This is a genomic window from Pseudomonas sp. BIGb0176 (genome assembly GCF_024810175.1).
Lineage (GTDB): Bacteria > Pseudomonadota > Gammaproteobacteria > Pseudomonadales > Pseudomonadaceae > Aquipseudomonas > Aquipseudomonas protegens.
In genome coordinates this window covers 95,440-121,407 of the sequence record NZ_JANUEC010000002.1, presented here as the reverse complement: position 1 = coordinate 121,407, position 25,968 = coordinate 95,440, and the positions used below count along the sequence as shown (strand labels likewise).

General features: G+C 61.7%; 23 protein-coding genes. 17 read left to right on the top strand and 6 right to left on the bottom strand.

Translation table 11 applies throughout. From position 1 onward, the window contains the following. The first annotated feature begins 55 nt into the window (after positions 1–55). Positions 56–1,129, top strand: a complete 1,074-nt coding sequence (rlmM, locus tag M2395_RS11390) for a 23S rRNA (cytidine(2498)-2'-O)-methyltransferase RlmM (protein WP_015634804.1) — start codon at positions 56–58, stop codon at positions 1,127–1,129. Between the two features lie 192 nt (positions 1,130–1,321). Further along, positions 1,322–1,573 (top strand): sulfurtransferase TusA, encoded by a 252-nt coding sequence (gene tusA / locus M2395_RS11385; protein ID WP_011060251.1) that lies wholly within the window; start codon positions 1,322–1,324, stop codon positions 1,571–1,573. Here the strand turns inward: tusA and M2395_RS11380 are convergent. Next, entirely contained in the window at positions 1,570–2,979 is a 1,410-nt protein-coding gene (locus M2395_RS11380) for an MATE family efflux transporter (protein ID WP_019093726.1), read from the bottom strand. The genes tusA and M2395_RS11380 overlap by 4 nt on opposite strands. Positions 2,980–3,169: 190 nt before the next feature. Here M2395_RS11380 and pdxB point away from each other — a divergent pair, with 190 nt between their 5' ends. Then, complete coding sequence (gene pdxB, locus M2395_RS11375) at positions 3,170–4,312, top strand: 4-phosphoerythronate dehydrogenase PdxB (RefSeq protein ID WP_053157146.1); 1,143 nt, start codon at positions 3,170–3,172, stop codon at positions 4,310–4,312. Between the two features lie 57 nt (positions 4,313–4,369). On the opposite strand, the gene M2395_RS11370 is transcribed toward pdxB, so the two are convergent. After that, positions 4,370–4,549, bottom strand: a complete 180-nt coding sequence (locus M2395_RS11370; RefSeq protein ID WP_011060254.1) for a PA1571 family protein — start codon at positions 4,547–4,549, stop codon at positions 4,370–4,372. A 259-nt stretch (positions 4,550–4,808) separates the two neighbouring features. Here M2395_RS11370 and M2395_RS11365 point away from each other — a divergent pair, with 259 nt between their 5' ends. Beyond that, positions 4,809–6,572: an ABC transporter transmembrane domain-containing protein gene (locus M2395_RS11365; RefSeq protein ID WP_162470467.1), complete on the top strand. Its 1,764-nt coding sequence runs from the start codon at positions 4,809–4,811 to the stop codon at positions 6,570–6,572. A gap of 203 nt (positions 6,573–6,775) precedes the next feature. Here M2395_RS11365 and M2395_RS11360 read toward each other — a convergent pair whose 3' ends face one another. Further along, positions 6,776–8,704, bottom strand: a complete 1,929-nt coding sequence (locus tag M2395_RS11360) for a transglycosylase SLT domain-containing protein (protein WP_011060256.1) — start codon at positions 8,702–8,704, stop codon at positions 6,776–6,778. A gap of 213 nt (positions 8,705–8,917) precedes the next feature. Between M2395_RS11360 and M2395_RS11355 the strand changes: the two genes are divergently transcribed. Beyond that, a complete protein-coding gene (locus M2395_RS11355) occupies positions 8,918–10,837 on the top strand; it encodes an ATP-binding cassette domain-containing protein (RefSeq protein WP_011060257.1) in 1,920 nt (639 codons plus the stop codon). Positions 10,838–10,932: 95 nt separating this feature from the next. Here M2395_RS11355 and M2395_RS11350 read toward each other — a convergent pair whose 3' ends face one another. Beyond that, on the bottom strand, positions 10,933–11,370 hold the full coding sequence (locus tag M2395_RS11350; protein ID WP_011060258.1) for a universal stress protein: 438 nt from the start codon (positions 11,368–11,370) through the stop codon (positions 10,933–10,935). Between the two features lie 100 nt (positions 11,371–11,470). Between M2395_RS11350 and M2395_RS11345 the strand changes: the two genes are divergently transcribed. The 10 genes from M2395_RS11345 (at position 11,471) to M2395_RS11300 (ending at position 22,618) form a co-directional block, all read left to right on the top strand. Next, a complete protein-coding gene (locus tag M2395_RS11345; protein WP_053150110.1) occupies positions 11,471–11,908 on the top strand; it encodes a hypothetical protein in 438 nt (145 codons plus the stop codon). 555 nt (positions 11,909–12,463) lie between these two features. Further along, positions 12,464–14,611: a fatty acid oxidation complex subunit alpha FadB gene (fadB, locus tag M2395_RS11340; RefSeq protein ID WP_123430284.1), complete on the top strand. Its 2,148-nt coding sequence runs from the start codon at positions 12,464–12,466 to the stop codon at positions 14,609–14,611. 28 nt (positions 14,612–14,639) lie between these two features. After that, a complete protein-coding gene (fadA, locus tag M2395_RS11335) occupies positions 14,640–15,815 on the top strand; it encodes an acetyl-CoA C-acyltransferase FadA (RefSeq protein ID WP_011060261.1) in 1,176 nt (391 codons plus the stop codon). Between the two features lie 98 nt (positions 15,816–15,913). Then, positions 15,914–16,150, top strand: a complete 237-nt coding sequence (locus tag M2395_RS11330) for a DUF1653 domain-containing protein (protein ID WP_019093731.1) — start codon at positions 15,914–15,916, stop codon at positions 16,148–16,150. A gap of 114 nt (positions 16,151–16,264) precedes the next feature. Continuing rightward, on the top strand, positions 16,265–18,877 hold the full coding sequence (topA, locus tag M2395_RS11325) for a type I DNA topoisomerase (protein WP_011060262.1): 2,613 nt from the start codon (positions 16,265–16,267) through the stop codon (positions 18,875–18,877). Positions 18,878–19,039: 162 nt separating this feature from the next. Next, complete coding sequence (locus M2395_RS11320) at positions 19,040–19,564, top strand: DUF6586 family protein (protein ID WP_123430285.1); 525 nt, start codon at positions 19,040–19,042, stop codon at positions 19,562–19,564. A gap of 50 nt (positions 19,565–19,614) precedes the next feature. Further along, positions 19,615–20,649: a hypothetical protein gene (locus tag M2395_RS11315; RefSeq protein WP_123430286.1), complete on the top strand. Its 1,035-nt coding sequence runs from the start codon at positions 19,615–19,617 to the stop codon at positions 20,647–20,649. Further along, a complete protein-coding gene (locus tag M2395_RS11310; RefSeq protein WP_019095698.1) occupies positions 20,649–21,665 on the top strand; it encodes a hypothetical protein in 1,017 nt (338 codons plus the stop codon). Before M2395_RS11315 ends, M2395_RS11310 begins: the two co-directional genes overlap by 1 nt. A gap of 3 nt (positions 21,666–21,668) precedes the next feature. Next, complete coding sequence (locus M2395_RS11305; protein WP_015634814.1) at positions 21,669–22,226, top strand: LemA family protein; 558 nt, start codon at positions 21,669–21,671, stop codon at positions 22,224–22,226. A 158-nt stretch (positions 22,227–22,384) separates the two neighbouring features. Then, positions 22,385–22,618: a hypothetical protein gene (locus tag M2395_RS11300; RefSeq protein ID WP_011060267.1), complete on the top strand. Its 234-nt coding sequence runs from the start codon at positions 22,385–22,387 to the stop codon at positions 22,616–22,618. 106 nt (positions 22,619–22,724) lie between these two features. Here M2395_RS11300 and sulA read toward each other — a convergent pair whose 3' ends face one another. Next, positions 22,725–23,198, bottom strand: a complete 474-nt coding sequence (sulA, locus tag M2395_RS11295) for an SOS-induced cell division inhibitor SulA (protein WP_011060268.1) — start codon at positions 23,196–23,198, stop codon at positions 22,725–22,727. A 10-nt stretch (positions 23,199–23,208) separates the two neighbouring features. Then, a complete protein-coding gene (lexA, locus tag M2395_RS11290) occupies positions 23,209–23,814 on the bottom strand; it encodes a transcriptional repressor LexA (protein WP_011060269.1) in 606 nt (201 codons plus the stop codon). A gap of 251 nt (positions 23,815–24,065) precedes the next feature. Here lexA and M2395_RS11285 point away from each other — a divergent pair, with 251 nt between their 5' ends. Next, positions 24,066–24,773 carry a TetR/AcrR family transcriptional regulator gene (locus tag M2395_RS11285; protein WP_011060270.1) on the top strand — a complete coding sequence of 236 codons (708 nt, stop codon included), beginning with the start codon at positions 24,066–24,068 and terminating at the stop codon, positions 24,771–24,773. Between the two features lie 180 nt (positions 24,774–24,953). Further along, the gene (nagZ, locus tag M2395_RS11280; RefSeq protein WP_185057769.1) at positions 24,954–25,952 is read left to right on the top strand and encodes a beta-N-acetylhexosaminidase; all 999 of its coding nucleotides are present in this window, start codon (positions 24,954–24,956) and stop codon (positions 25,950–25,952) included. The last annotated feature ends 16 nt before the right edge of the window (positions 25,953–25,968 follow it).

The window sequence follows — 25,968 nt, the reverse complement described above, 5'->3', positions numbered from 1 at the left end:
TTTGCTACAGGGCAGGTTTGCGCATCGATTCATCGCCATTTGCCCAGGAGATTCAATGAACACCCTGTTTATCCATTGCCGGCCCGGCTTCGAGGGCGAAGTCTGCTCCGAGATCGCCGACCACGCGGCCCGGCTGAATGTCGCCGGTTATGCCAAGGCCAAGCCCAGCACCGCCTGCGCCGAGTTCATCTGCACCGAGGACGACGGGGCCCAGCGTCTGATGCAGGGCCTGCGCTTCCCGGAGCTGATCTTTCCCCGGCAGTGGGCCCGGGGCGGCTTCATCGACTTGCCGGAAACCGACCGCATCAGCGTGATCCTTGCCTACCTGGCCAACTTCCCGCAGTGCGGCAGTCTGTGGCTGGAAGTGGTGGACACCAACGATGGCAAGGAGCTGTCCAACTTCTGCAAGAAGTTCGAAGCACCCCTGCGCAAAGCCCTGACCGCTGCCGGCAAGCTGGTGGACGACGCGACCAAGCCGCGCTTGTTGCTGACCTTCAAGAGCGGTCGGGAAGTCTTCGTCGGCCTGGCTGATGCCGGCAACTCGGCCATGTGGCCCATGGGCATTCCACGGCTGAAATTCCCCCGGGAAGCGCCGAGCCGCTCGACCCTGAAGCTGGAAGAGGCCTGGCACCATTTCATTCCTCGGGACCAGTGGGACGAGCGTCTGCATGGCGACATGACCGGCGTCGACCTGGGGGCTGCCCCGGGCGGCTGGACCTGGCAACTGGTCAACCGCGGCATGCTGGTGACCGCCGTGGACAACGGCCCCATGGCTGAAAGCCTGATGGACACCGGCCTGGTGCAGCACCTGATGGCGGACGGCTTTACCTACAAGCCCAGGCAGCCGGTGGACTGGATGGTCTGCGACATCGTCGAGAAACCGGCGCGCAACGCCGCGCTGCTGGAGACCTGGATCGGCGAGGGGCACTGCCGCGAGGCGGTGGTCAACCTCAAGCTGCCGATGAAGCAGCGCTATGCCGAAGTGAAGCGCTTGCTGGAGCGCATCGAAGAAGGCTTCAAGGCCCGGGGCATTCGCGTGGCCATTGGCTGCAAGCAGCTGTACCACGACCGCGAGGAAGTCACCTGCCACCTGCGGCGCCTGGATCTGAAAAAGCCCAAATCGGCGTAGTACCCGCAACACCGCCCGCTTCCTGGTCGGAGCCGGCTTGCCGGCGAAAAAGGCCCCGCACTGGTGCAAGGCGTGAGGATGCCTTCGCTGGCAAGCCAGCTCCTACGGCAGGATCGGGGCCGTGGAACGACAGCAACAGATGAACCGATGGCGGTATTGCGCGACAATGCCGGCCAGTTTCAGGAGTGATTCATGAGTCAGATTATCGATACGCCGGTTGACGGCACCCTCGACGCCACGGGCCTCAACTGCCCGGAGCCGGTGATGATGCTGCACCAGCACATCCGCGACCTGCCGCCGGGCGGGCTGTTGAAGGTGATTGCCACCGACCCCTCCACCCGCCGCGACATTCCCAAGTTCTGCGTGTTTCTCGACCATGAACTGGTAGCGCAGCAGGAAGAGGCAGGTACCTACCTCTACTGGATCCGCAAGAAGCTCGATTAACCCGCCGAGCGGCTGATGCGGATCTGCTTGCGCGCGCTGCGGGTCAGGCGGATCGACAGCATCAGCGCCGCGCAGCTCAAGCCCACGATCAGGCCTTCCCACAGGCCGCTCGGGCCCCGCGCCGGGCCGAACCAGTCGGTCAGGCCCAGGGCGTAGCCCACCGGCAAGCCAATCCCCCAGTAGGCGAACAGGGTCAGGATCATGGTCACCCGAGTGTCCTGGTAGCCGCGCAATGCGCCGGCCGCCGTGACCTGGATGCCATCGGAAAACTGGAACAGCGCCGCATACACAATCAGCATCGAAGCGACCTGAATCACCATCGGGTCGGTGGTGTAGATGGTGGCGATGGGCTCACGCAGGAAGAACATCAGGCTCGCCGAAAGGCAGGCGTAGGCCAGTGACGTGGCCATGCCGACGCCGGCGCTGAAGCGCGCATTGCGGGGTTGCTGGCGGCCCAGGGCCTGGCCGACCCGCACGGTCACCGCCATGGCCAGGGAGTAGGGAATCATGAACATCAGGGCGCTGACGTTGAGGGCGATCTGGTGCCCGGCCACCACCGTGGCCCCCAGGCTGCCGATCAGCAGGGCGATCACCGCGAAAATGCTCGATTCGGCGAACACTGCAATGCCGATGGGCAGGCCGATGCTCAGCAAGCGCCCGATCATCGCCCCTTGCGGCCAGTCGAAGCGGCTGAACAACTGGATCTTGCGGTAGGCCGGTGCCCAGAAAATCCAGCCGGCCATGCCCAGCATCATGGCCCACATCACGATGGCCGTGGCCCAGCCGCAACCGACGCCGCCCATGGCCGGTACACCGAAATGGCCATAGATGAAGATGTAGTTGATGGGGATGTTCAGGGCCAGGCCTCCCAGGCCGATGACCATGCTCGGCACCGTGCGGCCCAGGCCATCGCTGAGGCAGCGCAGCACGTAGTACAGCGCTACCGCCGGCAAGCCACTGGCGATGCCGTGCAGGTAGCCCATGCAGGGCTTGATCAGTTCCGGATCGACATTCATCAGGTGCAGCACCGGCTCGGCACTGATCAGTATCAGCAGGGCCGAGATCCCGGCCACCACGGCGAGCCACAGTGCCTGGCGCACCAGCGGGCCGATCTCGTGCAGGTTGCCGGCGCCGAAGCGCTGCGCCACCTTGGGCGTGGTGGCCAGCAGGGTGCCGGTCATCAGCAGGAACACCGGAATCCAGATCGAGTTGCCCAGGGCGACGGCTGCCAGATCTCGCGGGCCGACCCGGCCGGCCATCACGGCATCGACAAAGCCCATGGCGGTGGTGGCCACCTGGGCAATCATGATGGGCAGGGCCAGTACCAGCAGGTCATGCAGTTCACGGCCGACCCGGGCAGGGCGGCTGGTGGCGGTGGCGGCAGGGGAGTCAGTCACGGAATTCACGGGGCGTAGCGTCCATAGGTGGTATTGCGCAGGACGCGACAGTCTACGCGTTGACATCTCAGTCAGGAAAACATCCCGTGTTGTGGATTTGTAAGCGCCGGGGGTGGTGAAAATGCCGGTTGGCGCGCATGCCGCGCTAGCCCGGCCTGGCATCTGCGCCTACACTGCGGCTCCGCCAGAGGAGCCTGCCATGTTGATTGTTGCCGACGAAAATATCCCCCTGATCGAAGAGTTCTTTGCCGGTTTCGGCGAGATCCGGCGTTTCCCCGGGCGCGCCATCGACCGGGCGACCGTGGAGCAGGCAGATGTGTTGCTGGTGCGCTCGGTGACTCAGGTCGACCGCCAGTTGCTGGAAGGCAGCCCGGTGCGGTTTGTCGGCACCTGCACCATCGGCACCGATCACCTGGACCTGGAGTATTTCCAGCAGGCCGGGATCACCTGGTCCAGCGCCCCGGGCTGCAACGCCCGGGGCGTGGTGGACTATGTGCTGGGCAGCCTGCTGACCCTGGCCGAGATCGAAGGCGTGGACCTGGCGCAGCGTTGCTATGGCGTGGTCGGTGCCGGTGAAGTGGGCGGGCGCCTGATCGAGGTGCTGCGTGGCCTGGGCTGGAATGTGCTGGTCTGCGATCCGCAGCGGCAGGCGGCGGAAGGCGGCGACTATGTCAGCCTGGAGCAGTTGCTCGAGCGTTGCGATGTCATCAGCTTGCACACACCCCTGACCAAGAGCGGGCAAGACTCCACCTGGCACCTGCTGGATCGCCAGCGGCTGAACCGGCTCAGGCACGGCACCTGGCTGATCAACGCGGCCCGTGGCCCGGTGGTGGATAACCGGGCCCTGGCTGAGGTGCTGCGCCAGCGCGAGGACTTGCAGGCGGTGCTGGATGTCTGGGAGGAGGAGCCGACGGTGGATGCTTCCCTGGCGGACCTCTGCGTGCTGGCGACGCCGCATATCGCCGGTTACAGCCTGGACGGCAAGCAACGGGGCACGGCGCAGATCTACCAGGCCTACTGCCGTTTCCTCGGGCAGGCCGAGCAGGTCAGCCTGTCGGCCTTGCTGCCGGCGCCCTGGGTGCCTCAGGTCAGCCTGAATGCCAATGCGGACCCGGCCTGGGCCCTGGCGATGATCTGCCGTGCCGTGTATGACCCGCGTCGCGACGATGCGGATTTTCGCCGTAGCCTGTCGGACGATGTAGCTCAGCAGCGCAGCGCCTTCGATGGTCTGCGCAAGCATTATCCGGAGCGTCGCGAGATCGACGGCCTGGAAGTGCGCATCCAGGGCGAGTCCGCGGCCTTGAGCCGGATCGTCCGTGCCTTGGGTGCCCGGGAAGCCTGAAACCGCGCATAAAAAACCCGGCCGCAAGGCCGGGTCAAGAGGACGTGAGGCTGTGTGTCAATCTTGCCGAGCAGGCTTGACCAGTCGCTTTTCCAGTTCGCGGCAGGCGTTCTGGATCATGTCTTCAGTAATAGGTACTTCGCGACCCTGGGCGTCGATGATGGCACACCCCAGAGACTGGTTCGGCTGGGTACGGATCACTTGAATCTTGTCATTGCTGCTGTGTTGCAAGGACATGGCCTGTCTCCTCATCAGGTTGTGTGCTTACTCTAGAATGGCCGGGTGACCAAGCTGTTACAGACCGCCGCGAGGGCTGGCCCGGCGACTTCACTCCAACAGAAATGCCCGGGGAGTGCCAGCCACGGATTAGACCGATAATCTCTAGGCTCTAGTGTCAGCGGTCATAATCAACCTGACTCATTGTGATTTACCAAAGTTCCTGCGAATTCATCTCGTTGCCGTTGCTGCAACGAACGGCTCGCCGGTGCGTCAATGGATGAACAGCATGCTTTCTTCTCGTCACCGCCGGGCGCTGCATCTGGCCAGCCGCTTTGTCGCTCCCTACCGTTGGCAGGCGCTGGGCGCCTTGCTGGCACTGATAGTTACCGCCGGCATTACCCTGTCCATGGGGCAGGGCATTCGCCTGTTGGTGGACCAGGGCTTCATGACTCAATCGCCCCATCTGTTGAACCAGTCCATCGGCCTGTTCCTGCTGCTGGTGCTGGCGCTGGCGGTGGGTACCTTCGTGCGCTTTTACCTGGTGTCGTGGATTGGCGAGCGTTGCGTGGCGGATATCCGGCGCCAGGTGTTCAATCACCTGATCTACCTGCATCCCGGGTTCTACGAAAACAACCGCAGCTCGGAAATCCAGTCGCGCTTGACCGCGGACACCACCTTGCTGCAATCGGTGATCGGGTCTTCGCTGTCGCTGTTTTTGCGCAATGCGCTGATGGTGCTGGGGGGGATCGTGCTGCTGTTTGTCACCAACCCGAAGCTCACCAGCATTGTGGTCATCGCCTTGCCGCTGGTGCTGGCGCCAATCCTGATCTTCGGTCGGCGGGTGCGCAGCCTGTCGCGCCTGAGCCAGGACCGGATTGCCGATGTCGGCAGCTATGTCTCGGAAACCCTCGGCCAGATCAAGACGGTCCAGGCTTACAACCACCAACCCCAGGATGAACGGCGGTTTGCCGTGACCGTGGAGCAGGCGTTCGACACGGCGCGCAAGCGGATTGTCCAGCGTGCCTGGCTGATCACCCTGGTGATCGTCCTGGTGCTGGGGGCGGTGGGGGTGATGCTCTGGGTCGGTGGCATGGACGTGATTGCCGGGCGCATCTCCGGCGGCGAGCTGGCGGCATTCGTCTTCTACAGCCTGATTGTCGGCAGTGCCTTCGGCACCCTGAGCGAAGTGATCGGCGAGTTGCAGCGCGCGGCCGGCGCGGCGGAGCGGATTGCCGAATTGTTGCGGGCGGACAATATCATCCAGCCGCCCGCCGACGGGCTGGTAAGCCTGCCGGCGCGGGTGCGGGGTGATCTGGAGCTGGACGGGCTGCGGTTTTCCTATCCGTCGCGGCCCGACCGCTTCGCGATCGATGGTTTGAGCCTGAGCATCCGGGCCGGAGAAACTCTGGCGTTGGTGGGGCCTTCCGGGGCCGGTAAATCCACCCTTTATGATCTGTTGCTGCGCTTCTACGACCCGCAGCAGGGAAGGATCCTGCTGGATGGCGTGGCCCTGACCCAGCTCGACCCGCTGGACTTGCGTCGCTGCTTCGCCCTGGTTTCGCAAAGCCCGGCGCTGTTCTACGGCAGCATCGAGGAGAACATTCGCTACGGCAATCCCGAGGCGACCCTGGCCCAGGTCCAGGAAGCGGCGAAGATCGCCTATGCCCATGAGTTCATCGAACAGATGCCCGAGGGTTACCAGACCCACCTGGGGGATGCCGGGCTTGGCCTTTCGGGCGGCCAGCGCCAGCGCCTGGCGATAGCTAGGGCCTTGCTGGTGGACGCGCCGATCCTGCTACTGGACGAAGCCACCAGCGCCCTGGACGCGCAAAGCGAGCACCTGATCCAGCAGGCCTTGCCCAGCCTGATGAAGAACCGCACCACCCTGGTGATCGCCCATCGCCTGGCCACGGTGAAGAATGCCGACCGGATCGCGGTCATGGACCAGGGCAGGCTGGTCGCGGTGGGTACCCATCAGCAACTGATTGCCAGCAACCCCTTGTATGCGCGCCTGGCGGCCCTGCAATTCAGCGATGGCTGAGCCCACGCACCCCTGAGCCCTGTAGTCGTTGCCGAGCCTGCGAGGCTGCGCACGAGCACGTAGTCCTCGCCAACATAGCGAGCGCTTTACGGCCACTTCGCGCCCGGTCGCAGGCTCGGCAGCGGCTACAGGTATTGGGGGGTGTTGGGGGAGATACAAAAATGCCCGCATTGCTGCGGGCATTTTTTGTTGTGGGGCGGTGCTTACTGATCGTCGAAGTAGCGTTCGTGCCAGTCCACCAGGGGCTGCGGCGAATTGAGCTTCTGGCCGTAGATCACCGAGTAGGACAGTACGTTCTGCACGTACTGGCGGGTTTCGTCGAAAGGAATGCTTTCCACCCAGACATCGAAACTCAGGTGGTCGGCCCCCTTGAGCCACTGGCGCACCCGCCCGGGGCCGGCGTTGTAGGCGGCGGAAGCCAGTACCCGGTTGCCGTTGAACTGGCTGTGGACCTGGCTCAGGTAGGCGGCGCCCAACTGGATGTTCTTGTCCGGGTCCAGCACTTGCTGGGGCGAGGCCAGGGGAATGCTGAACTTGCGCGCGGTTTCCTTGGCGGTGCCGGGCATCAGTTGCATCAGGCCGCTGGCGCCGACGCCGGAACGGGCGTCGTCCATGAAGGCGCTTTCCTGGCGGGTAATGGCGAACACCCAGCTGGAATGCAGGCCGCGAACCTTGGCTTCGCGCACCAGGGTGTCGCGGTGGGCCATGGGGAAGCGGATGTCCAGGTCATCCCAGTACTGGGCCTGGCTGATGGTGCGAATGGCCGGGAAGTACCATTTCAGGTCGTAGGCCAGCTTGGCCTGGGCAACCATTTCGTCGCGGTTGAAATGCCGGCTGACGTGGTACCACTCGCGGCGGCCGTCGACGATCTGCCCGCGGGCATGCAGCTCCAGGGCGCGGCGTACACCCGGGGTGTTGCGTACCTTGTTGATCACGGCCTGGCTGAGCATCAGCGGCTGGTTGTTGAGCTGGTAGGGCGCCTTGGCGTGATCGGCGGCAAGGAAGCCGTAGAAATCCCGCTCCCGGGCCAGGCCCTTGAACAATACCTGGGCCTGAGGGTTCTTCGGTTCGGCCAGTTCCAGGCTGCGGGCCTGCCAGTAGCGCCAGCGGTTGGTGGTGGCCAGGTCCTGGGGCAGCTTGCGGGTCAGCTGGTAGGCGTCTTCCCAGCGCGCCAGGCGCAGCAGCAGGCGCAGGCGCCATTCGGAGACGGTGTTGTCCCGCAGCTCGGGATCGTACTTGGTCATCACGTCCAGGGCGCGGCTGTCGAAGCGCCGTGCCAGGGTCAGGCCGATCTCGCGGGCGATGGCCACTTTTTCGTCACGGGAAAAGTGCATGCTGCTGGCATAGCCATCCAGCAGGGCCATGGCCTTGTCCGGATCCTGGCGCGCCAGGCGGCGCAGGCCGAGGCCAACCACGTCGGACATGGCTTCATCGGCAGGCTGGAAGCGCGAGGGCTGGCTCAGCAGTTCGGGTTTTTGCGCCACGTCCACCAGCAGGCGGCCCTGGGGCGCCAGGGTGGTCATGCTCTTTACCAGGCTGTTGGCCAGGGGGTAGTTGCGGGCCTCGGCGGCCAGTTTGGCTCGCTGCCAGCGCTTCTGTTCGGTCAACTGGCCTTCGGCGGCCCACTGGGCGAACAACGCGTCGCAGGCAGCAGGTTGGGATTTGCCGGTCAGCCAGAGCTTCTCGGTGGCGGCGTAGCCTTCGGCCTTGAGGTTGTGCCCCAGCTGGTACTGGCCATTGAGGCAGTCCAGTTCGGTGAAGTTGAGTTTCGGATCGTAGTACTTGGTGAAGGTCGCCCAGTCGCCGCGTTCGGCCAGCCAGCGCAACCAGCGCAGTTTCATCCAGTTGGCCTGGGGCAGGTCGCCATGTTCGGCGAGGAACTTCTCGATCTCGGGGTTGCTGGCGGATTTCAGCCGGGCCGTGAGCTCGTCGTAGGCCAGGTAGGGCTCCAGCGGATAGTCGCGCAGCGCATCGGCATAACGAAAATAGGGGCCGGAATCGCCTTTGGCCAGGGCGCGCTTGGCTTCATCGTAATACTGGCGCTGTAGAGTCAGGTCTGCCGCCTGGGCGCAGTGGACGGCTGTGGTGGAAAGAAGCAGGCAAGATAAAACACTGAAAAGGCGACTGCGCATGAGACATCCGGGCAGAGAAATCATGACAAGTGCCGACAGGGCCAACACTGATTGCTCACTAGCTTAGCCTTTTGCCAGCAACCGGTGAAAGCTTTGCGGGCCTGCTGGCATCAGTTGGCAACAAATGTGCCGCGAGCGCCCTCGTGGGCGAAATACCCGGCCTTCTGCGGGCTCAACTCAGGTAGAATGCGCGCCCGGTTTTTGGAGAAGAACATGACCCTGCTCAAATTCAGCGATGTGTCCCTTGCTTTCGGCGCCATGCCGTTGTTGGACAAGGTGTCCTGGCAGATCGCCCGTGGTGAGCGGGTGTGCATCATCGGCCGTAACGGTACTGGCAAATCCAGCATGATGAAGCTGGTCAAGGGCGATCAGAAGCCCGACGACGGCTCCGTATGGCGCGCACCCGGTCTGAAGATCGGCGAGTTGCCCCAGGAATTGCCGGTGGCCGACGAGCGGACCGTGTTCGACGTGGTCGCCCAGGGCCTGGACGGTGTCGGCGAGTTGCTGGCCCAGTACCACCACCTGAGCCAGAACATCGTCACCGACGCCGATCTGGAAAAACTGATGCACGTCCAGCACGACCTCGAAGCCCGTGACGGCTGGCGCCTGCAACAATTGGTGGACAGCACCCTGAGCCGCCTGCAACTGCCGGCCGACAAGACCCTCGCCGAGTTGTCCGGCGGCTGGCGTCGTCGCGTGCTGCTGGCCCAGGCCCTGGTGTCCGAGCCGGACCTGCTGCTGCTCGACGAGCCCACCAACCACCTGGACATCGGTGCCATCGCCTGGCTGGAAGAGGCGCTGAAGGATTTCCAGGGGGCGGTCCTCTTTATTACCCACGACCGTTCCTTCCTGCAGAACCTGGCTACCCGCATCCTCGAACTGGACCGCGGCGGCCTGATCGACTGGAACGGCGACTACGCCAGCTTCCTGGTGCACAAGGAAGCCATGCTGGCGGCGGAAGAAACCGCCAACGCGCTGTTCGACAAGCGCCTGGCCCAGGAGGAAGTCTGGATTCGCCAGGGCATCAAGGCCCGGCGCACCCGCAACGAAGGCCGCGTGCGCGCCCTCAAGGCGCTGCGTGTCGAGCGCAGCGAACGTCGCGAGCGTACCGGCAAGGCCAATATCCAGCTGGAAACCGCAGACAAGTCCGGCAAGCAGGTGATGGTGCTGGAGAACGTCAGCTTCGCTCACCCGGACGGTCCGTTCCTGGTCAAGGACTTCTCCATGGTCCTGCAGCGCGGCGACCGCATCGGCCTCTTGGGCGCCAACGGTACCGGCAAGACCACGCTGCTCAAGCTGATGCTCGGTGGCCTGGTGCCCAGCAGCGGTAAGGTGGAAGAGGGTACGCGTATCGACGTGGCCTACTTCGACCAGTTGCGCCATCAGCTGGATCTGGAAAAGACCGTGATCGACAACGTCGCCGAAGGTCGCGACTTCATCGAGATCGATGGCCAGAGCCGCCACGTGCTGAGCTACCTCGGCGACTTCCTGTTCAGCCCGCAGCGTGCTCGCACGCCGGTCAAGGCGTTGTCTGGCGGCGAACGTGCGCGGTTGCTGCTGGCCAAGCTGTTCAGTAAACCGGCCAACCTGCTGGTGCTCGATGAACCGACCAACGACCTGGATGTAGAAACCCTCGAACTGCTGGAAGAGGTGCTGCTGACCTTCCAGGGCACTGTGCTGATGGTCAGCCACGACCGGGCATTCCTCGACAACGTGGTGACCAGCACCCTGGTCTTCGAAGGCGAAGGCAAGGTGCGCGAGTACGTCGGCGGCTACCAGGACTGGTTGCGCCAGGGCGGTTCGCCGCGGTTGCTGGGGGTGACCGAGAACAAGTCCGGCAAGGCCGAGCTGAATTCTGCAGTGGTGGCACCGGTACAGGCGGCTCCGGCTCCTGCCCAGGAAGCGCCGGCGGCGAAAAAGAAGCTCAGCTACAAATTGCAGCGCGAGCTTGAGGCTTTGCCGGGGCAGATCGATGCCATGGAGCAGCAGATCGCCGGGGTCGAGGCGGAAATGGCCGACGCTGGTTTCTATCAGCGCCCGGCGGCGGAAACTGCGGCGGTAATTGCCCGCCTTGAGCAGTTGAATGCCGAACTGGAGCAGATGGTCGAGCGCTGGGCCGAACTGGATGCCTGAGTGACCGGTTGCTGATAAAAAAGCCCGACTGCAGAGTCGGGCTTTTTTTCAATGCGCTTGCCAGCTTTTGGGAGCCGGCAACCCTCGGGGCGGGTTCAGCGTTTGACCAGGTGCACGGCCAGCACGTCGCAAGGCGCGCCGTGCAGGACGTCATTGGCGGTGGAGCCCAGCAGCAGGGCTAGGCCATGTCGGCCGTGGCTGCCGACCACGATCAGGTCGCATTCCTGTTCCTTGGCCAGGTGATGGATTTCCTGGCGCGGCTGGCCGTAGGTCAGGTGGCTGTATTCCTTGGTCAGCTCCGGGTACTTGTTGATCAGCCGATCAAGACGCTCCCGGGCCTGGTCGAACTGTTGCTGCTGCAATTGCGAAAGATCCATGGGGACGTCGCCCCCGAAGGCCATGGCCATGGGCTCGACAATGTGCACCAGGGACAGCTTGGCTCCATTGCTCACCGACAGCTCGCGAGCACGGTGGATAACAGGATCGCACTCTTCGGTTAGATCTACGGCGACCAGAATATGGTGGTAGGGCATGAGGTGCTCCTCCTGAGGGTTGCAATAGCTTCAAGTATGGCTGGTTTCAAGCGGGTTGGTTTGACCCAGGTCCCGCTCATCAAAAATCGAGAGTACAGATATGACGGTCTGGATAGTGGTGTCAATCCTTGCGGTAGTTCTCAGTCCGCTGGCGTGGTTGCGACCTTCTCGTCGCCAGAGCGGGTTGATCGCCTTGCGCATGGAGGCGCGACGCATGGGCCTGGCCATGCAACTGGCCCCTCAGGAGTGGCCGCACTGGCTGGGCCAGGAGCCGCCCAACCCTTGCCCGCAGTATCACCGGCCACGGCGCAGCGGGCAGCCTGTGTGTTGGAGTTATTGGCAGATCGCGCCGGGCAACTGGGTCAACCAGTGGCGCGAGGCCTGTGTCGATGAGCCACTGCTCAAGCACTTCCAGGCCTTGCCGGCAGGGGTGTTCAAGGTCGAGGCGGACAAGCAGATGATTGCCCTGTACTGGAACGAGCGCGGCGAGGTCAGTGTTTTGCAGGATATTGCCTCGGTGCTCAAGGCGTTGGCCTGAGTCATCCAGGGGGGGGGGCGCGCGGCAATCGCGGGCAGCCGGCAATAAAAAGCCCGATATCAGCATCGGGCGGGGATGGCCAGGCAGGCCGGTAATCTCGTGGCTGCCACCCGGGGTGGCCTCTTGCAGAATGGGGCGGTGCCCCTGTCGCACAAACTGTGCGGCTTCTTCAGATATTTTCCCAGCGTAGTCGCTCTTTCTCCCATTCAGTGGGAGATTTAGGGCGCATTTTCTAAATATAGATCCTATGAATGGTTATGAATGCAGGGGCGTGTTGATCGTCCAGGGAGCAATGGAGTGACCGCAAAGTCGCGTTTCAAACAGCATTTTGGACGATTGACAATTGCTGGATTTTCCCTGAATGTGGCGTACCCAAATCAAACGGGCGTATGAAATGAGCGTTTGCATCGCAGGCGGCTCTATACAGAATCCCGACTATCGCGTTGGCGGGTGTGCCTGGCGGATTGGCGTTAGCATCGACGGTGACGTTAGTGCCATGCCAGAAGTCAGCGTCCGACGTGTACTGTTCAGCTTCCATATCGTGGAGATCAGTTGATGATTTACGAAGGTAAAGCCATCACGGTTAAGGCTCTTGAAAGTGGCATCGTCGAATTGAATTTCGACCTCAAGGGTGAGTCCGTCAACAAGTTCAACCGTCTAACCCTGAACGAATTGCGTCAGGCTGTTGACACCATCAAGGCAGATGCTTCGATCAAGGGCGTGATCGTCAGCAGCGGCAAGGACGTGTTCATCGTCGGCGCCGACATCACCGAGTTTGTCGACAACTTCAAGCTGCCGGATGCCGAGCTGGTGGCAGGCAACCTCGAAGCCAACAAGATCTTCAGCGATTTCGAAGACCTCAACGTGCCAACCGTTGCCGCGATCAACGGCATCGCCCTGGGCGGCGGCCTGGAAATGTGCCTGGCGGCGGACTACCGCGTCATGGCTGCCAGTGCCAAGATCGGCCTGCCGGAAGTCAAGCTGGGCATCTACCCGGGCTTCGGCGGTACCGTGCGCCTGCCGCGCCTGATCGGTGCCGACAACGCCATCGAGTGGATTGCCGCCGGCAAGGAAAACCGTGCTGAAGACGCGCTGAAAGTCGGTGCCGTCGACGCCGTGGTTGCTCCCGACAAACTCAAGGACGCCGCTCTGGCGCTGGTCAAGCGCGCCATTTCCGGCGAGTTCGACTACAAGGCCAAGCGCCAGCCTAAGCTGGAAAAGCTCAAGCTCAACGCCATTGAGCAGATGATGGCTTTCGAAACCGCCAAAGGTTTCGTGGCCGGCCAGGCTGGCCCGAACTACCCGGCACCGGTCGAAGCGATCAAGACCATTCAGAAAGCCGCCAACTTCGGCCGCGACAAAGCCTTGGAAGTAGAGGCCGCCGGCTTCGTCAAACTGGCCAAGACCTCTGCTGCGCAAAGCCTGATCGGCCTGTTCCTGAACGATCAGGAACTGAAGAAAAAGGCCAAGGCCTACGACGAAATCGCCAAGGACGTGAAGCAGGCCGCCGTACTCGGCGCCGGTATCATGGGTGGCGGCATCGCCTACCAGTCGGCCTCCAAAGGCACGCCGATCCTGATGAAGGACATCAACGAACACGGCATCGAGCAGGGGCTGGCGGAAGCCGCGAAACTGCTGGTGGGCCGTGTTGACAAAGGCCGCATGACCGCCGCGAAGATGGCTGAAGTGCTCAACGGCATTCGTCCGACCCTGTCCTACGGTGACTTCGGCAACGTCGACCTGGTGGTTGAAGCCGTGGTCGAGAACCCCAAGGTCAAGCAGATCGTGCTGGCTGAAGTGGAAGGCCAGGTCAAGGAGGACACCATCCTGGCGTCCAATACCTCGACCATTTCCATCAGCCTGCTGGCCAAGGCCCTCAAGCGTCCGGAAAACTTCGTCGGCATGCACTTCTTCAACCCGGTGCACATGATGCCGCTGGTGGAAGTGATCCGTGGCGAGAAGTCCAGCGAACTGGCGGTAGCGACCACCGTTGCCTACGCCAAGAAAATGGGCAAGAACCCGATCGTGGTCAACGACTGCCCGGGCTTTTTGGTCAACCGCGTGCTGTTCCCGTACTTCGGCGGTTTCGCCAAGCTGGTCAGCGCCGGTGTGGACTTCGTGCGCATCGACAAGATCATGGAGAAATTCGGCTGGCCAATGGGCCCGGCTTACCTGATGGACGTGGTCGGCATCGACACCGGCCACCACGGTCGTGACGTCATGGCTGAAGGCTTCCCGGATCGCATGAAGGACGATCGCCGCTCGGCCGTGGACGTGCTCTACGAAGCCAAGCGCCTGGGCCAGAAGAACGGCAAGGGCTTCTACGCCTACGAAACCGACAAGAAGGGCAAGCAGAAGAAGGTGGCCGATCCGTCGGTGCTGGAAGTGCTCAAGCCGATTGTCTACGAGCAGCGTGAAGTCACCGACGAAGACATCATCAACTGGATGATGATCCCGTTGTGCCTGGAAACCGTTCGTTGCCTGGAAGACGGCATCGTTGAAGCCGCTGCCGAAGCTGACATGGGCCTGGTCTACGGCATTGGTTTCCCTCCATTCCGTGGCGGTGCGCTGCGCTACATCGATTCCATCGGTGTTGCCGAGTTCGTTGCCCTGGCCGACCAGTACGCCGATCTGGGCGCGCTGTACCACCCGACCGCGAAGCTGCGTGAAATGGCCAAGAACGGCCAGAGCTTCTTCGGTTAAGCGCCCACACTAGAGCGAGAGTGAACATATGAGCTTGAATCCTAGAGACGTCGTGATTGTCGACTTCGGTCGTACTCCGATGGGCCGCTCCAAGGGCGGCATGCACCGCAACACCCGCGCCGAAGACATGTCGGCGCACCTGATCAGCAAACTGCTGGAACGCAACGCCAAGGTCGACCCGGCGGAAGTCGAGGACGTGATCTGGGGCTGCGTCAACCAGACCCTGGAGCAGGGCTGGAACATCGCACGCATGGCGTCGCTGATGACCCAGATCCCGCACACCTCGGCCGGCCAGACCGTCAGCCGCTTGTGTGGCTCGTCCATGAGTGCTTTGCACACTGCCGCGCAAGCGATCATGACCGGCAACGGTGACGTGTTCGTGGTCGGCGGCGTCGAGCACATGGGCCACGTGAGCATGATGCACGGTGTCGATCCGAACCCGCACATGTCCCTGTATGCAGCCAAAGCCTCCGGCATGATGGGCCTGACCGCCGAGATGCTGGGCAAGATGCACGGCATCACCCGTGAGCAGCAGGACGCCTTTGGCGTGCGCTCCCACCAGCTCGCCCACAAGGCGACTGTGGAAGGCAAGTTCAAGGATGAAATCATCCCGATGCAGGGTTACGACGAGAACGGTTTCCTGAAACTGTTCGACTACGACGAAACCATCCGTCCCGAGACCACCCTGGAGAGCCTGGCGGCCCTGAAGCCGGCGTTCAACCCTAAAGGTGGTACCGTGACTGCCGGTACTTCGTCGCAGATCACCGACGGTGCCTCGTGCATGATCGTGATGTCGGCCCAGCGTGCCCAGGACCTGGGTATCCAGCCGATGGCGGTGATTCGTTCGATGGCCGTTGCAGGTGTGGATCCGGCCATCATGGGCTATGGTCCAGTACCGGCCACGCAGAAAGCCCTGAAGCGCGCGGGCCTGGGCATCAACGATATCGACTTCTTCGAGCTCAACGAAGCTTTCGCTGCACAGGCCCTGCCAGTGCTGAAAGATCTGAAAGTGCTCGACAAGATGAACGAGAAGGTTAACCTGCACGGCGGCGCGATCGCCCTGGGTCACCCGTTTGGTTGCTCCGGCGCACGTATCTCCGGGACCCTGCTCAACGTCATGAAGCAGAATGGCGGCACCTTCGGGGTGTCCACCATGTGCATCGGCCTTGGCCAGGGTATCTCGACCGTCTTCGAACGCGTTTAAGCGTTGGGTTGATGGAAGCCGGGGCCCAGTGCCCCGGTTTTTGTTTTTCTGAAGATTTGTTTGTCTTTATTTTGAAAAAATTGCACGAGGGCCAGAGCATGCAGTTACAACCCGGGCTCTATCAGCATTACAAGGGGCCGCAGTACCGCGTTTTCAGCGTGGCGCGGCACTCGGAAACGGAAGAAGAAGTGGTGTTCTACCAAGCCCTGTATGGGGATTACGGCTTTTGGGTGCGGCCCTTGAGCATGTTCCTGGAGTCGGTCGAAGTTGACGGCGAGCAGGTCCCGCGCTTTGCTTTGGTGCAGGCCGAACCCAGTCTTTTTTCACCGGCATGAGTACAGGTCGCGCAGTACCCTGCGCTTGACCTCACCCTGTTGCCACTATATATAGCGGTGCCGCGTCAGGCGCCAACCGCCTTTCACTTCTCGAATTCAGGAATTTTCTGATCCATGGGCAAATCGCTGGTCATTGTGGAATCCCCGGCTAAGGCCAAGACCATCAACAAGTACTTGGGTAACCAATACGTGGTGAAGTCGAGTATCGGCCATATCCGAGACCTGCCCACCAGCGGTTCGGCAAGTGCCGCCAAGGAGCCAGCCGCCAAGCGTGGCAAGGCCGCTGCTGGCGAAGCCCCGGCTCTGTCGCCGAAGGAAAAGGCTCGCAAGCAGCTGGTGTCGCGTATGGGCGTCGATCCCGAGCACGGCTGGAAAGCCAAGTACGAAATCCTCCCTGGCAAGGAAAAGGTCATCGAAGAGCTGCGCCGCCTTGCCAAGGATGCCGACACCATCTATCTCGCAACGGACTTGGACCGCGAAGGGGAAGCCATCGCCTGGCACCTGCGGGAAGCCATCGGCGGTGATGACAGCCGCTACAAACGCGTGGTGTTCAACGAAATCACCAAGAAGGCGATCCAGGAAGCCTTCTCCCAGCCGGGCGAGCTGGACATTGATCGAGTCAATGCCCAGCAGGCGCGACGCTTCCTCGACCGTGTGGTGGGCTACATGGTTTCGCCGCTGCTGTGGGCGAAGATTGCCCGTGGCCTGTCTGCCGGTCGCGTGCAGTCGGTAGCCGTGAAGCTGGTGGTGGAGCGCGAGCGTGAGATTCGTGCCTTCATCCCGGAAGAATACTGGGAAGTACACGCTGACCTGGGCACTGCCAAGGGCTCGAATGTGCGTTTTGAAGTGGCCCGTGAAAACGGCGAAGCCTTCAAGCCGCTCAACGAAGCACAGGCCATGGCCGCCCTGGAGAAGCTCAAGGCCTCGGCCTACAGCGTCGCCAAGCGTGAAGACAAGCCCACCAGCAGCAAGCCATCGGCGCCGTTCATCACCTCCACCCTGCAGCAGGCTGCGAGCAATCGCCTGGGCTTCGGGGTGAAGAAGACCATGATGATGGCCCAGCGTCTGTATGAAGCCGGCTACATCACCTATATGCGTACCGACTCCACCAACCTCTCGGCCGATGCCGTGGCGATGGCGCGTACCTATATCGAAGACGAGTTCGGCAACAAGTACCTGCCGGCTTCGCCCAATGTCTACAGCAGCAAGGAAGGGGCCCAGGAGGCGCACGAGGCGATTCGTCCGTCCGATGTGAACACCCACCCAAGCAAGCTGTCGGGCATGGAACGTGACGCTGAGCGCCTCTACGAGCTGATCTGGCGCCAGTTCGTCGCCTGCCAGATGCTGCCGGCGCAATACCTGTCCACCACCGTCAGCGTCGCCGCTGGCGACTTCGAGCTGCGTGCCAAGGGCCGCATCCTCAAGTTTGACGGTTACACCCGGGTCATGCCGCAGATGGCCAAGCCGGGCGATGACGATGTGCTGCCGGAAATGGCCCAGGGCGAAGTGCTGAAGCTGATCAAGCTCGATCCGAGCCAGCACTTCACCAAGCCACCGGCGCGTTACTCCGAAGCCAGCCTGGTGAAGGAAATGGAAAAGCGCGGCATTGGTCGTCCTTCGACCTATGCGGCAATCATTTCGACCATCCAGGATCGCGGCTATGTGACCCTGCACAACCGTCGTTTTTATTCGGAAAAGATGGGCGACATCGTCACTGAGCGCCTTTCCGAGAGCTTCTCCAATCTCATGGACTACGGCTTCACCGCCGGCATGGAAGAGAATCTCGATGACGTGGCCCAGGGCGAGCGCGACTGGAAGAACGTCCTCGACGAATTCTACGGTGACTTCAAGAAGAAGCTCGAAGTGGCCGAGGGCGCCGAAAGCGGCATGCGCGCCAACCAACCGGTAATGACCGATATCCCATGCCAGACCTGCGGCCGGCCGATGCAGATCCGTACCGCCTCCACCGGCGTGTTCCTCGGCTGCTCGGGCTACAGCCTGCCGCCCAAGGAGCGTTGCAAGGCCACCGTCAACCTGGTGCCGGGCGACGAGATCGCCGCGGATGACGAGGGCGAGTCCGAATCCCTGGTGCTGCGCGGCAAGCATCGTTGCCCGATCTGCAGTACGGCGATGGATGCCTACCTGCTGGACGAAAAGCGCAAGCTGCACATCTGCGGTAACAACCCGGATTGCGCCGGCTACGAGATCGAAGAGGGCAGCTACCGGATCAAGGGGTATGAAGGCCCGAGCCTGGAGTGTGATAAGTGCGGCAGCGAGATGCAGCTCAAGACCGGCCGTTTCGGCAAGTTCTTCGGTTGCACCAACCCGACCTGCAAGAACACTCGCAAGCTGCTGAAAAGCGGTGACGCGGCGCCGCCGAAGATGGACCCGGTGAAGATGCCCGAGCTCAAGTGCGAGAAGGTCAACGACACCTACATCCTGCGCGATGGCGCTTCGGGCCTGTTCCTGGCGGCCAGTCAGTTCCCGAAAAACCGCGAGACCCGTGCGCCGTTGGTGCTGGAACTGATCCCGCACAAGGATGAGATCGATCCCAAGTACCACTTCCTCTGCGAAGCTCCGCAGAAGGACCCGGACGGCCGCCCTGCGGTGGTGCGCTACAGCCGCAAGACCAAGGAGCAGTACGTGCAGACCGAAGTCGACGGCAAGCCGACCGGCTGGCGTGCCTTCTACGACGGCGGTAAATGGAAGGTCGAAGACAAGCGCTAAGTGCTTGGCCTGCCGAGGGCTAGCTTCTCGGTGTAGCGACCAACAGGGCCGCATGACTCCTTCGGGGGCATGCGGCCTTTCTTTTGCTTGCGGCAAGCTGGAGTGATCCCTGAAACTGTGCCGTCTGCATCTGGTTCTCTTTTCGCAGTGGAGGCTGCCCATATGGCCCACGAGCTCTATACCCGTACCAATCAGAAAATCTACTTTGCCGGTCTGTCGCTCGAAGCCCTGGCACGCGCTGAGGAAGGGCGGGCCATGAATGCCCAGGCGCAGGTCCAGGCGGGGCGCGAGTCGGTGCTGTTCCACCTGTACGGGGCCTTGCTGGGGCTGTGCCATGAAATTGCCGGGTTCTATCGGCTGCCGCAGGCCAATGCGGCCCGGGTCGAGCAGATCCTCAATCGTGAAGTGCTGCAAAGCATTGCCATTCCCGAGCTGGCAGAGCTGGTGGAATTGGCGCACAGCCCGCAAACCTGGCTGGCGCAACTGCTGTCTGCTTACAGCGAGCTGTTTCAGCCGCCACAGGCGCCGCACAAGCCCAAGGGCGACGTAACCCAGCCACTGATTATTGCGGTCAATCTGGATGAAGAGGAGCCCGAGCAGGCACTGAGTCGGGAAGAGCTGGAAAGCTGGCGGCAGAACCTCAAGGCCCTGGCCATTCGTTTCAGGGATGGCCTTAACGAGTGTTGATCCTGAGCGCTGCTTGATGGGTGGCGTGACTATTTGATCAAGGAAGATTCATGCTGTTCTTCTTGCGTGACCAGGCGCTGCTTCGCCTGCTGAACGATTGCCGGGTGCGAGTGGTTCGTGCCCAGTCCAATACTGACTTGCTGGAAGTGCTCGACAGGCTGGAGATATTCCCCGGCGGTCTGGAATTCGACCATGTGCAGGCAATAACGCTTCTGGTCCTGGCGTTTGCCTCCCTGGCTGTCGCGCTGCTGATGGACGGCATGGGCGGGATGTTCTGGGTGTTTCTGGCTCTGTGTTTCTTTAGCTATTACGTCAGCAAAGGGGCCTATGGCTCCTTGACTGATCTGGCGGCAAGCATCGTGCGCAAGTGCGTAATGTTTCATCATGGCTTGAGCGAGTCCGACAGCAGTGCCGACTGGCGCCTGAAAAGGCTGAACAACGAGTTCAGCGATTACCAGCGGGGTAATGAGCGACGTCATATCCAGGACTCGCTCCTGGGTGTCTACCAGGGGCCTCGCCAGTCCTTGGCGTTCGAGTATCACCATCTGCAGTACGTCAATTCCAGGCAAGAGCGTGGTGCCGGCGGCAGCTATCGCACTGTCTACGACACGTACAACCGCTACAGCCTGGTGCTGGATTTCCCGTGGGTGACAGAGATTACGGTTCGCTCCAGTCCCCTGGAAGTGTCATTGGCGGGGCAGCCGTTCAAGACCGGTCGCGACGATTTCGACCAGGTCTTTGTACTGCGCGGTAATGATCAGGCCTGTTGCGAACACTTCGCCAGGCCAGCAACCCTGGACCTCCTGATGGAGCTTTCACGCCACCTTTACCGGGTCAATCTGGAATTTTCCAGTCAAGGGCGGCTCTGTCTGAGCTTTGATAATGCGGACATCATTGCCCATGCCGATCCGGGCTCGCTGAGTGACCTGGCGGTCTTTCGCGAGCGGATCAAGGCGGGTATCGAGTTGCCGAAGCTGTATTCACTGCTGGAGCTGGTGCATCGGTTGGCGCAGTTGCATGACAGCCATGCTCTTGCTGCTGTTCCAGATGCTCCTGAGGCTGGCAACTTGATCAAGGAAATGTAATGCAGTTTCTCAAGCACGATGCCGAGTTGGTGAAGTTGTTGGCCACTAGCAATGCAGAGGTGGCTCGAGCCAAGAGCAACGAGGATCTATTGAGGGTCATCGCCAGGCTCCAGTCCTTCAGGGGAGGGTTGGAGTTCGATCATGCCCAGTCCTGGCTGCTGTTGATGCTGGCTATTGTGTCGGCGATCCCGGCCATGGCGGGTGTGGAGCTGATGTGGTTTGCGACGGCCTGCCTGGGTTTTGCCACCTTGTATACCTGGATGGGTCGTAAAGCCGTGTTAGACGAGTTACCGCAGAAAATAGCCCGTAAGTGTTCATTCCTCAGTAACGGCCTTTGGGACCCGGGCGGAACCGCCGATGAGCGTTTCGCGCAACTGAGCAGTGAGTTCGACGACTATGATCGCGGCAATGACAGCCGCCGTATCGAGGCTTCAGCCAGGGGGACCTACCAGGGCCCGCGGCATCAGTTGTCCTTTGTCTTCCACCATCTGCGTTACGTGAACTCCCACTACAAACGCAAATCCGATGGCGAGAGCGAGCGGGTCTATGAGAGTTTCGATCGCTTCAGCCTGGTGGTGGACTTTCCTTGGGTCAGAGGGGTGATGGTGCGCAGTGATCTGCCAAATACCAAGAGCAAGAAGCGCAAAGTCTTTGAGACCACTTCCGATGACTTCAACAGAAGCTTCAATTTCACCGGTGATAGTGAGCTGGCTTGCGCGAAGTTCGCAACGCCCACCACCCTGGCTTTCTTGCTGGAACTTCGTCGGCGGCTGAAAAAGGTGAATCTGGAATTCTCCAGCGAGGGCCATTTATGTCTGAGCTTCGATGATGCCGAGGTCATGGCCTACAAGGATCCGGGCACGTTTGACGATCTGCCGAGCTTCTACGCCAATATCGAGCAGGGCCTGCCGTTGCCTAACCTGTTTCCGGTGCTGGCCCTGGTGCATGAGTTGGCGGAGCTGCACGACAACAATTTCGATCTTCCGCTGAAGGTCACTGATGAAATGGAGCAGTAGAGTATGGAGTTGTTGCTGGTCATCGCGATTGCCTTGGGCGTTCTTGCCTATGTGCACTACAACAAGATTGTCGGTGCGCATAACCGTGCCCAGCGGGCCTGGTCGGATGTGCTGACCTACCAGCGCCAGAGGATCAAGGTGCTGGACATGCTGGAGCCGCAAGTGGCTGGCTTCCAGGCCTACGAAAGCCAGTTGCTGGAAAAGATCGTTGGGCTGCGTAGTGCCATTGGTAGCTTGCCATCCGCAGCCGACGGTGATGCGCTCAAGTCGGTAGACCAGGGCACCAAGGCTTTGCTGGGCGGTTTGAATCTTGCGTTTGAGGCCTATCCCGACCTCAAGTCCGTCGAGTTGTTGAGCAACCTGATGCGTGAGGTTGCCGAGCAGGAAGGCAATATCGGTGGGGCGATTACCCTGTTCAACCTGAATGTGGAGCACTTCAACAACTCCATTCAGATGTTTCCCGGCTCCTTGGTCAATCGGTTGGCCCTGAAGAAGTCGCTGATCACGCCGTTTTCCGACAGCCAGGCCTCGGCGGGTTTTGAATACAAGCCGAATTTTTGAAGGGGGCTGGCGCGGGCTTGGGGTCGGTGTGGCTAGGTGTTGATTGCAAGGATCGGGAAGTAATTCCTGGTGAGGGGGCACGACCCCCTTGCAAGATCCTGAGCGGGGCGGGGGTGATGACTGATATAATCCCGCCCTTTCGTGGAGACCAGACCTTTATGCCAACGTCCTTTCTAGAAATTGTCGAGTTGCCAGACGGCCGTATCGAGCTGCGCAGAGCTGAGGACGAGGGTTCTCTGGTTACTTTGGATTTCTCCGAGGATGCCAAAGCCTTTCTGCAAGGTCAGCACGTGGAAGTGGCCAAGGCCATGTTGAGCGTCGGCGTACAGATGGCCGGTCGATTGGTTGAAGGTGAAATTGACAAGGAAGATGGCCCGCGGGTTCTGCACTAAGCCCGTCTATCGGGTTTCTCCGGTCATCCGTCGCATTTGTTCCGGCTTCTCAATCCTGGAGAAGCCTTGTGTCATTCAAGCGTAAATCCCACGCTTTCCCGGTGTTTCATCCCAGGCGAATATTCAGGCTCTGCGCATCGCCAGTCCGTGCGGCGCTGATCAGCTGTTGCCGGGCGCTGGCGCTCAACGGGTTCAACCAGCTGACTACGGTATGACTGCGACCCAGGCGCAGGGCCTCGCAGGCGAGCTGTTGCGGGCTCTGATTGCCCCGGGGGTGCAGTAGCAGGATCCCCTCGCGATTCAGGCCGGCGTCCCGTAGCCAGCTTTGGGTCAGGCTGGAGGGCGGGGCGATCAGTGTCAGCCAGCGCGCGTCCTGGTCCTGGCTGAGTTCCCGAAGGATAGGTGCCAATAGGTTCAGGCAGTTCCCGGCGGCGCCGCGTAACGACAGCTCGCTGAAGGCTTCTGGATCTTTGTTCCAGGGCGATTCGACCACTTCCTTGAGGGCGGGCGCCAATGGCTGGGCCAGGAACGCCTCGAACAGTGGCAGTTGTGCTTGCTGTGGTGTGTGGGGGAACTGCATGGAGCCTCCTTTAGCGGCGAATGACGCCGACACTCAAGCCTTCGATCACCAGATCCTGATCTTTCAGGTTGACTTCGATGGGGGCGAATTCAGGGTTCTCGGCAATCAGCCAGACCTTGCTGCCTTCGCGCTTGAAGCGCTTGACCGTGACCTCATCACCGATGCGCGCCACCACGACCTGGCCATTGCGGGCCTCGCGAGTGGTGTGTACCGCCAACAGGTCGCCGTCGAAGATGCCGATGTCCTTCATGCTCATGCCATGGACGCGAAGCAGGTAATCGGCGCGAGGGTGGAAGAAGGTCGGGTTGATATTGCAGGACTCTTCGATGTGCTGCTGGGCCAGGATCGGTGCACCGGCGGCGACACGGCCAATGATCGGCAGGGTATCGTCGGCCTTGGCTTCGAAGCCGGGAATGCGGATTCCGCGGGAGGCACCCGGGGTCATCTCGATGGCGCCTTTGCGGGCCAGGGCCTTGAGGTGTTCCTCAGCGGCGTTGGGCGATTTGAATCCCAGTTCCTGGGCAATTTCCGCACGGGTGGGCGGGTAGCCGTTGTCTTCGAGGCAGCGTTTGATAAAAGCCAGAATCTCAGCTTGGCGTGGCGTCAGTTTTAGCATGTCGATCGCTCTGTCTTTTTATACAGTGACTGGGATTATATACAGTGAACGTCGCTTGGCAATCCTCCTTTTGCCTGTGGCGGCCGAGCGGTTGTCATCCGGGGGCCGCAATCCTGCGCCGAAGGCTGGCTACAGTGGCCGGCAGGTGTGATTAAATAGCGCGCCGGACGGCTTGCGCAGAGGCCGGCAGGCTTGACATTGCAAAGCCTGAAACGTATGTTTCAAACAAGTGTTTGTCAGGCGGAGTAGCCATGGCCCAGTCGGAAACCGTTGAACGCATTCTCGATGCTGCCGAGCAGTTGTTCGCGGAAAAAGGTTTTGCCGAAACCTCATTGCGGCTGATCACCAGCAAGGCCGGGGTCAACCTGGCAGCGGTCAACTATCATTTCGGGTCCAAGAAGGCCTTGATCCAGGCGGTATTCTCGCGTTTCCTCGGCCCGTTCTGCATCAGTCTCGATCGTGAGCTTGAGCGCCGCCAGTCCAGGCCGGAGAACAAGCCGAGCCTGGAAGAGCTGCTGGAGATCCTCGTCGAGCAGGCCCTGGTAGTGCAGCCGCGCAGCGGTAACGACCTGTCGATCTTCATGCGTCTGCTGGGGCTGGCGTTCAGCCAGAGCCAGGGGCATTTGCGGCGTTATCTGGAGGACATGTACGGCAAGGTGTTCCGCCGCTACATGCTGCTGGTCAACGAAGCGGCGCCGCGTATTCCGCCCATCGAGCTGTTCTGGCGCGTGCACTTCATGCTCGGTGCTGCGGCGTTCAGCATGTCCGGGATCAAGGCGCTGCGGGCTATCGCCGAAACCGATTTCGGGGTCAATACCTCCATCGAGCAGGTGATGCGCCTGATGGTGCCGTTCCTCGCCGCGGGCATGCGTGCCGAAACCGGCGTCACCGACGAAGCCATGGCCAGCGCCCAGCTCAAGCCGCGCAGCAAATCGGCCCCGGCAGCCGCCAAGGCCTGACCCACGGGTGGGCGCGACAGCTTACATCCGCTAAGCTAGCCGCCCATGCCGATTCTCGTTCTATATCCCGTGCCTTCCCTGCGCCGATGCTGCTCGGCCGGCTGCATCCATGCGGATGCGGCTCGATCAGCGTTGCCTGGAAGCCATCGTAGTGCTTAAGGAATTTCTATGACTGCTGGCCTGCAAGGCTCTTTGATGGTGGACGTCGCCGGTACCTGGCTGACGGCCGAAGATCGCCAACTCCTGCGTCAGCCGCAGGTCGGTGGGTTGATCATCTTTGCCCGCAATATCGAACATCCGCGCCAGGTACGGGAGCTGTGCGCGGCGATTCGCGCGATTCGCCCGGACCTGTTGTTGGCCGTGGACCAGGAGGGCGGTCGGGTGCAGCGTCTGCGCCAGGGCTTTGTGCGCCTGCCGGCCATGCGTGCCCTGGCCGACAATCCGAATGCCGAGTACCTGGCCGAGCAGTGTGGCTGGGTCATGGCCGCCGAGGTGCTGGCAGTGGGGCTGGACCTGAGCTTCGCCCCGGTACTGGACCTCGATCACCGGCGCAGCGCGGTGGTGGGCAGCCGGGCTTTCGAGGGCGACCCCGAACAGGCGGCGTTGCTCGCCGGTGCGTTTATCCGCGGTATGAACAGCGCCGGCATGGCCGCTACCGGCAAGCACTTTCCCGGGCACGGCTGGGCCGAGGCCGACTCCCATGTGGCGATCCCCAATGACGAGCGCAGTCTGGATGAAATCCGTGCCAAGGACCTGCTGCCCTTTGCTCGTCTGAGCAAGCAGTTGGCGGCAGTGATGCCTGCGCACGTCATCTATCCGCAAGTCGACCCTCAACCGGCCGGCTTCTCGCGCTACTGGTTGCAGGACATCCTGCGTGGCGAGCTGCAATTTGACGGGGTGATCTTCAGCGATGACCTGTCCATGGCCGGCGCCCATGTCGTCGGAGACGCGGCAAGCCGGATCGAAGCGGCGCTGACCGCCGGTTGCGACATGGGGCTGGTATGCAATGACCGTGCTGCCGCCGAGCTGGCCCTGAGTGCCGTGCAGCGCCTCAAGGTACAGCCTTCGCCACGCATCGCGCGCATGCGTGGCCAGGCCTTCGCCAATATCGAGTACAAGCAGGATCCGCGTTGGTTGGCGGCGCTGGGTGCCCTCAAGGATGCCCAGTTGATCGACTGACGACTTCGCAAGGGGG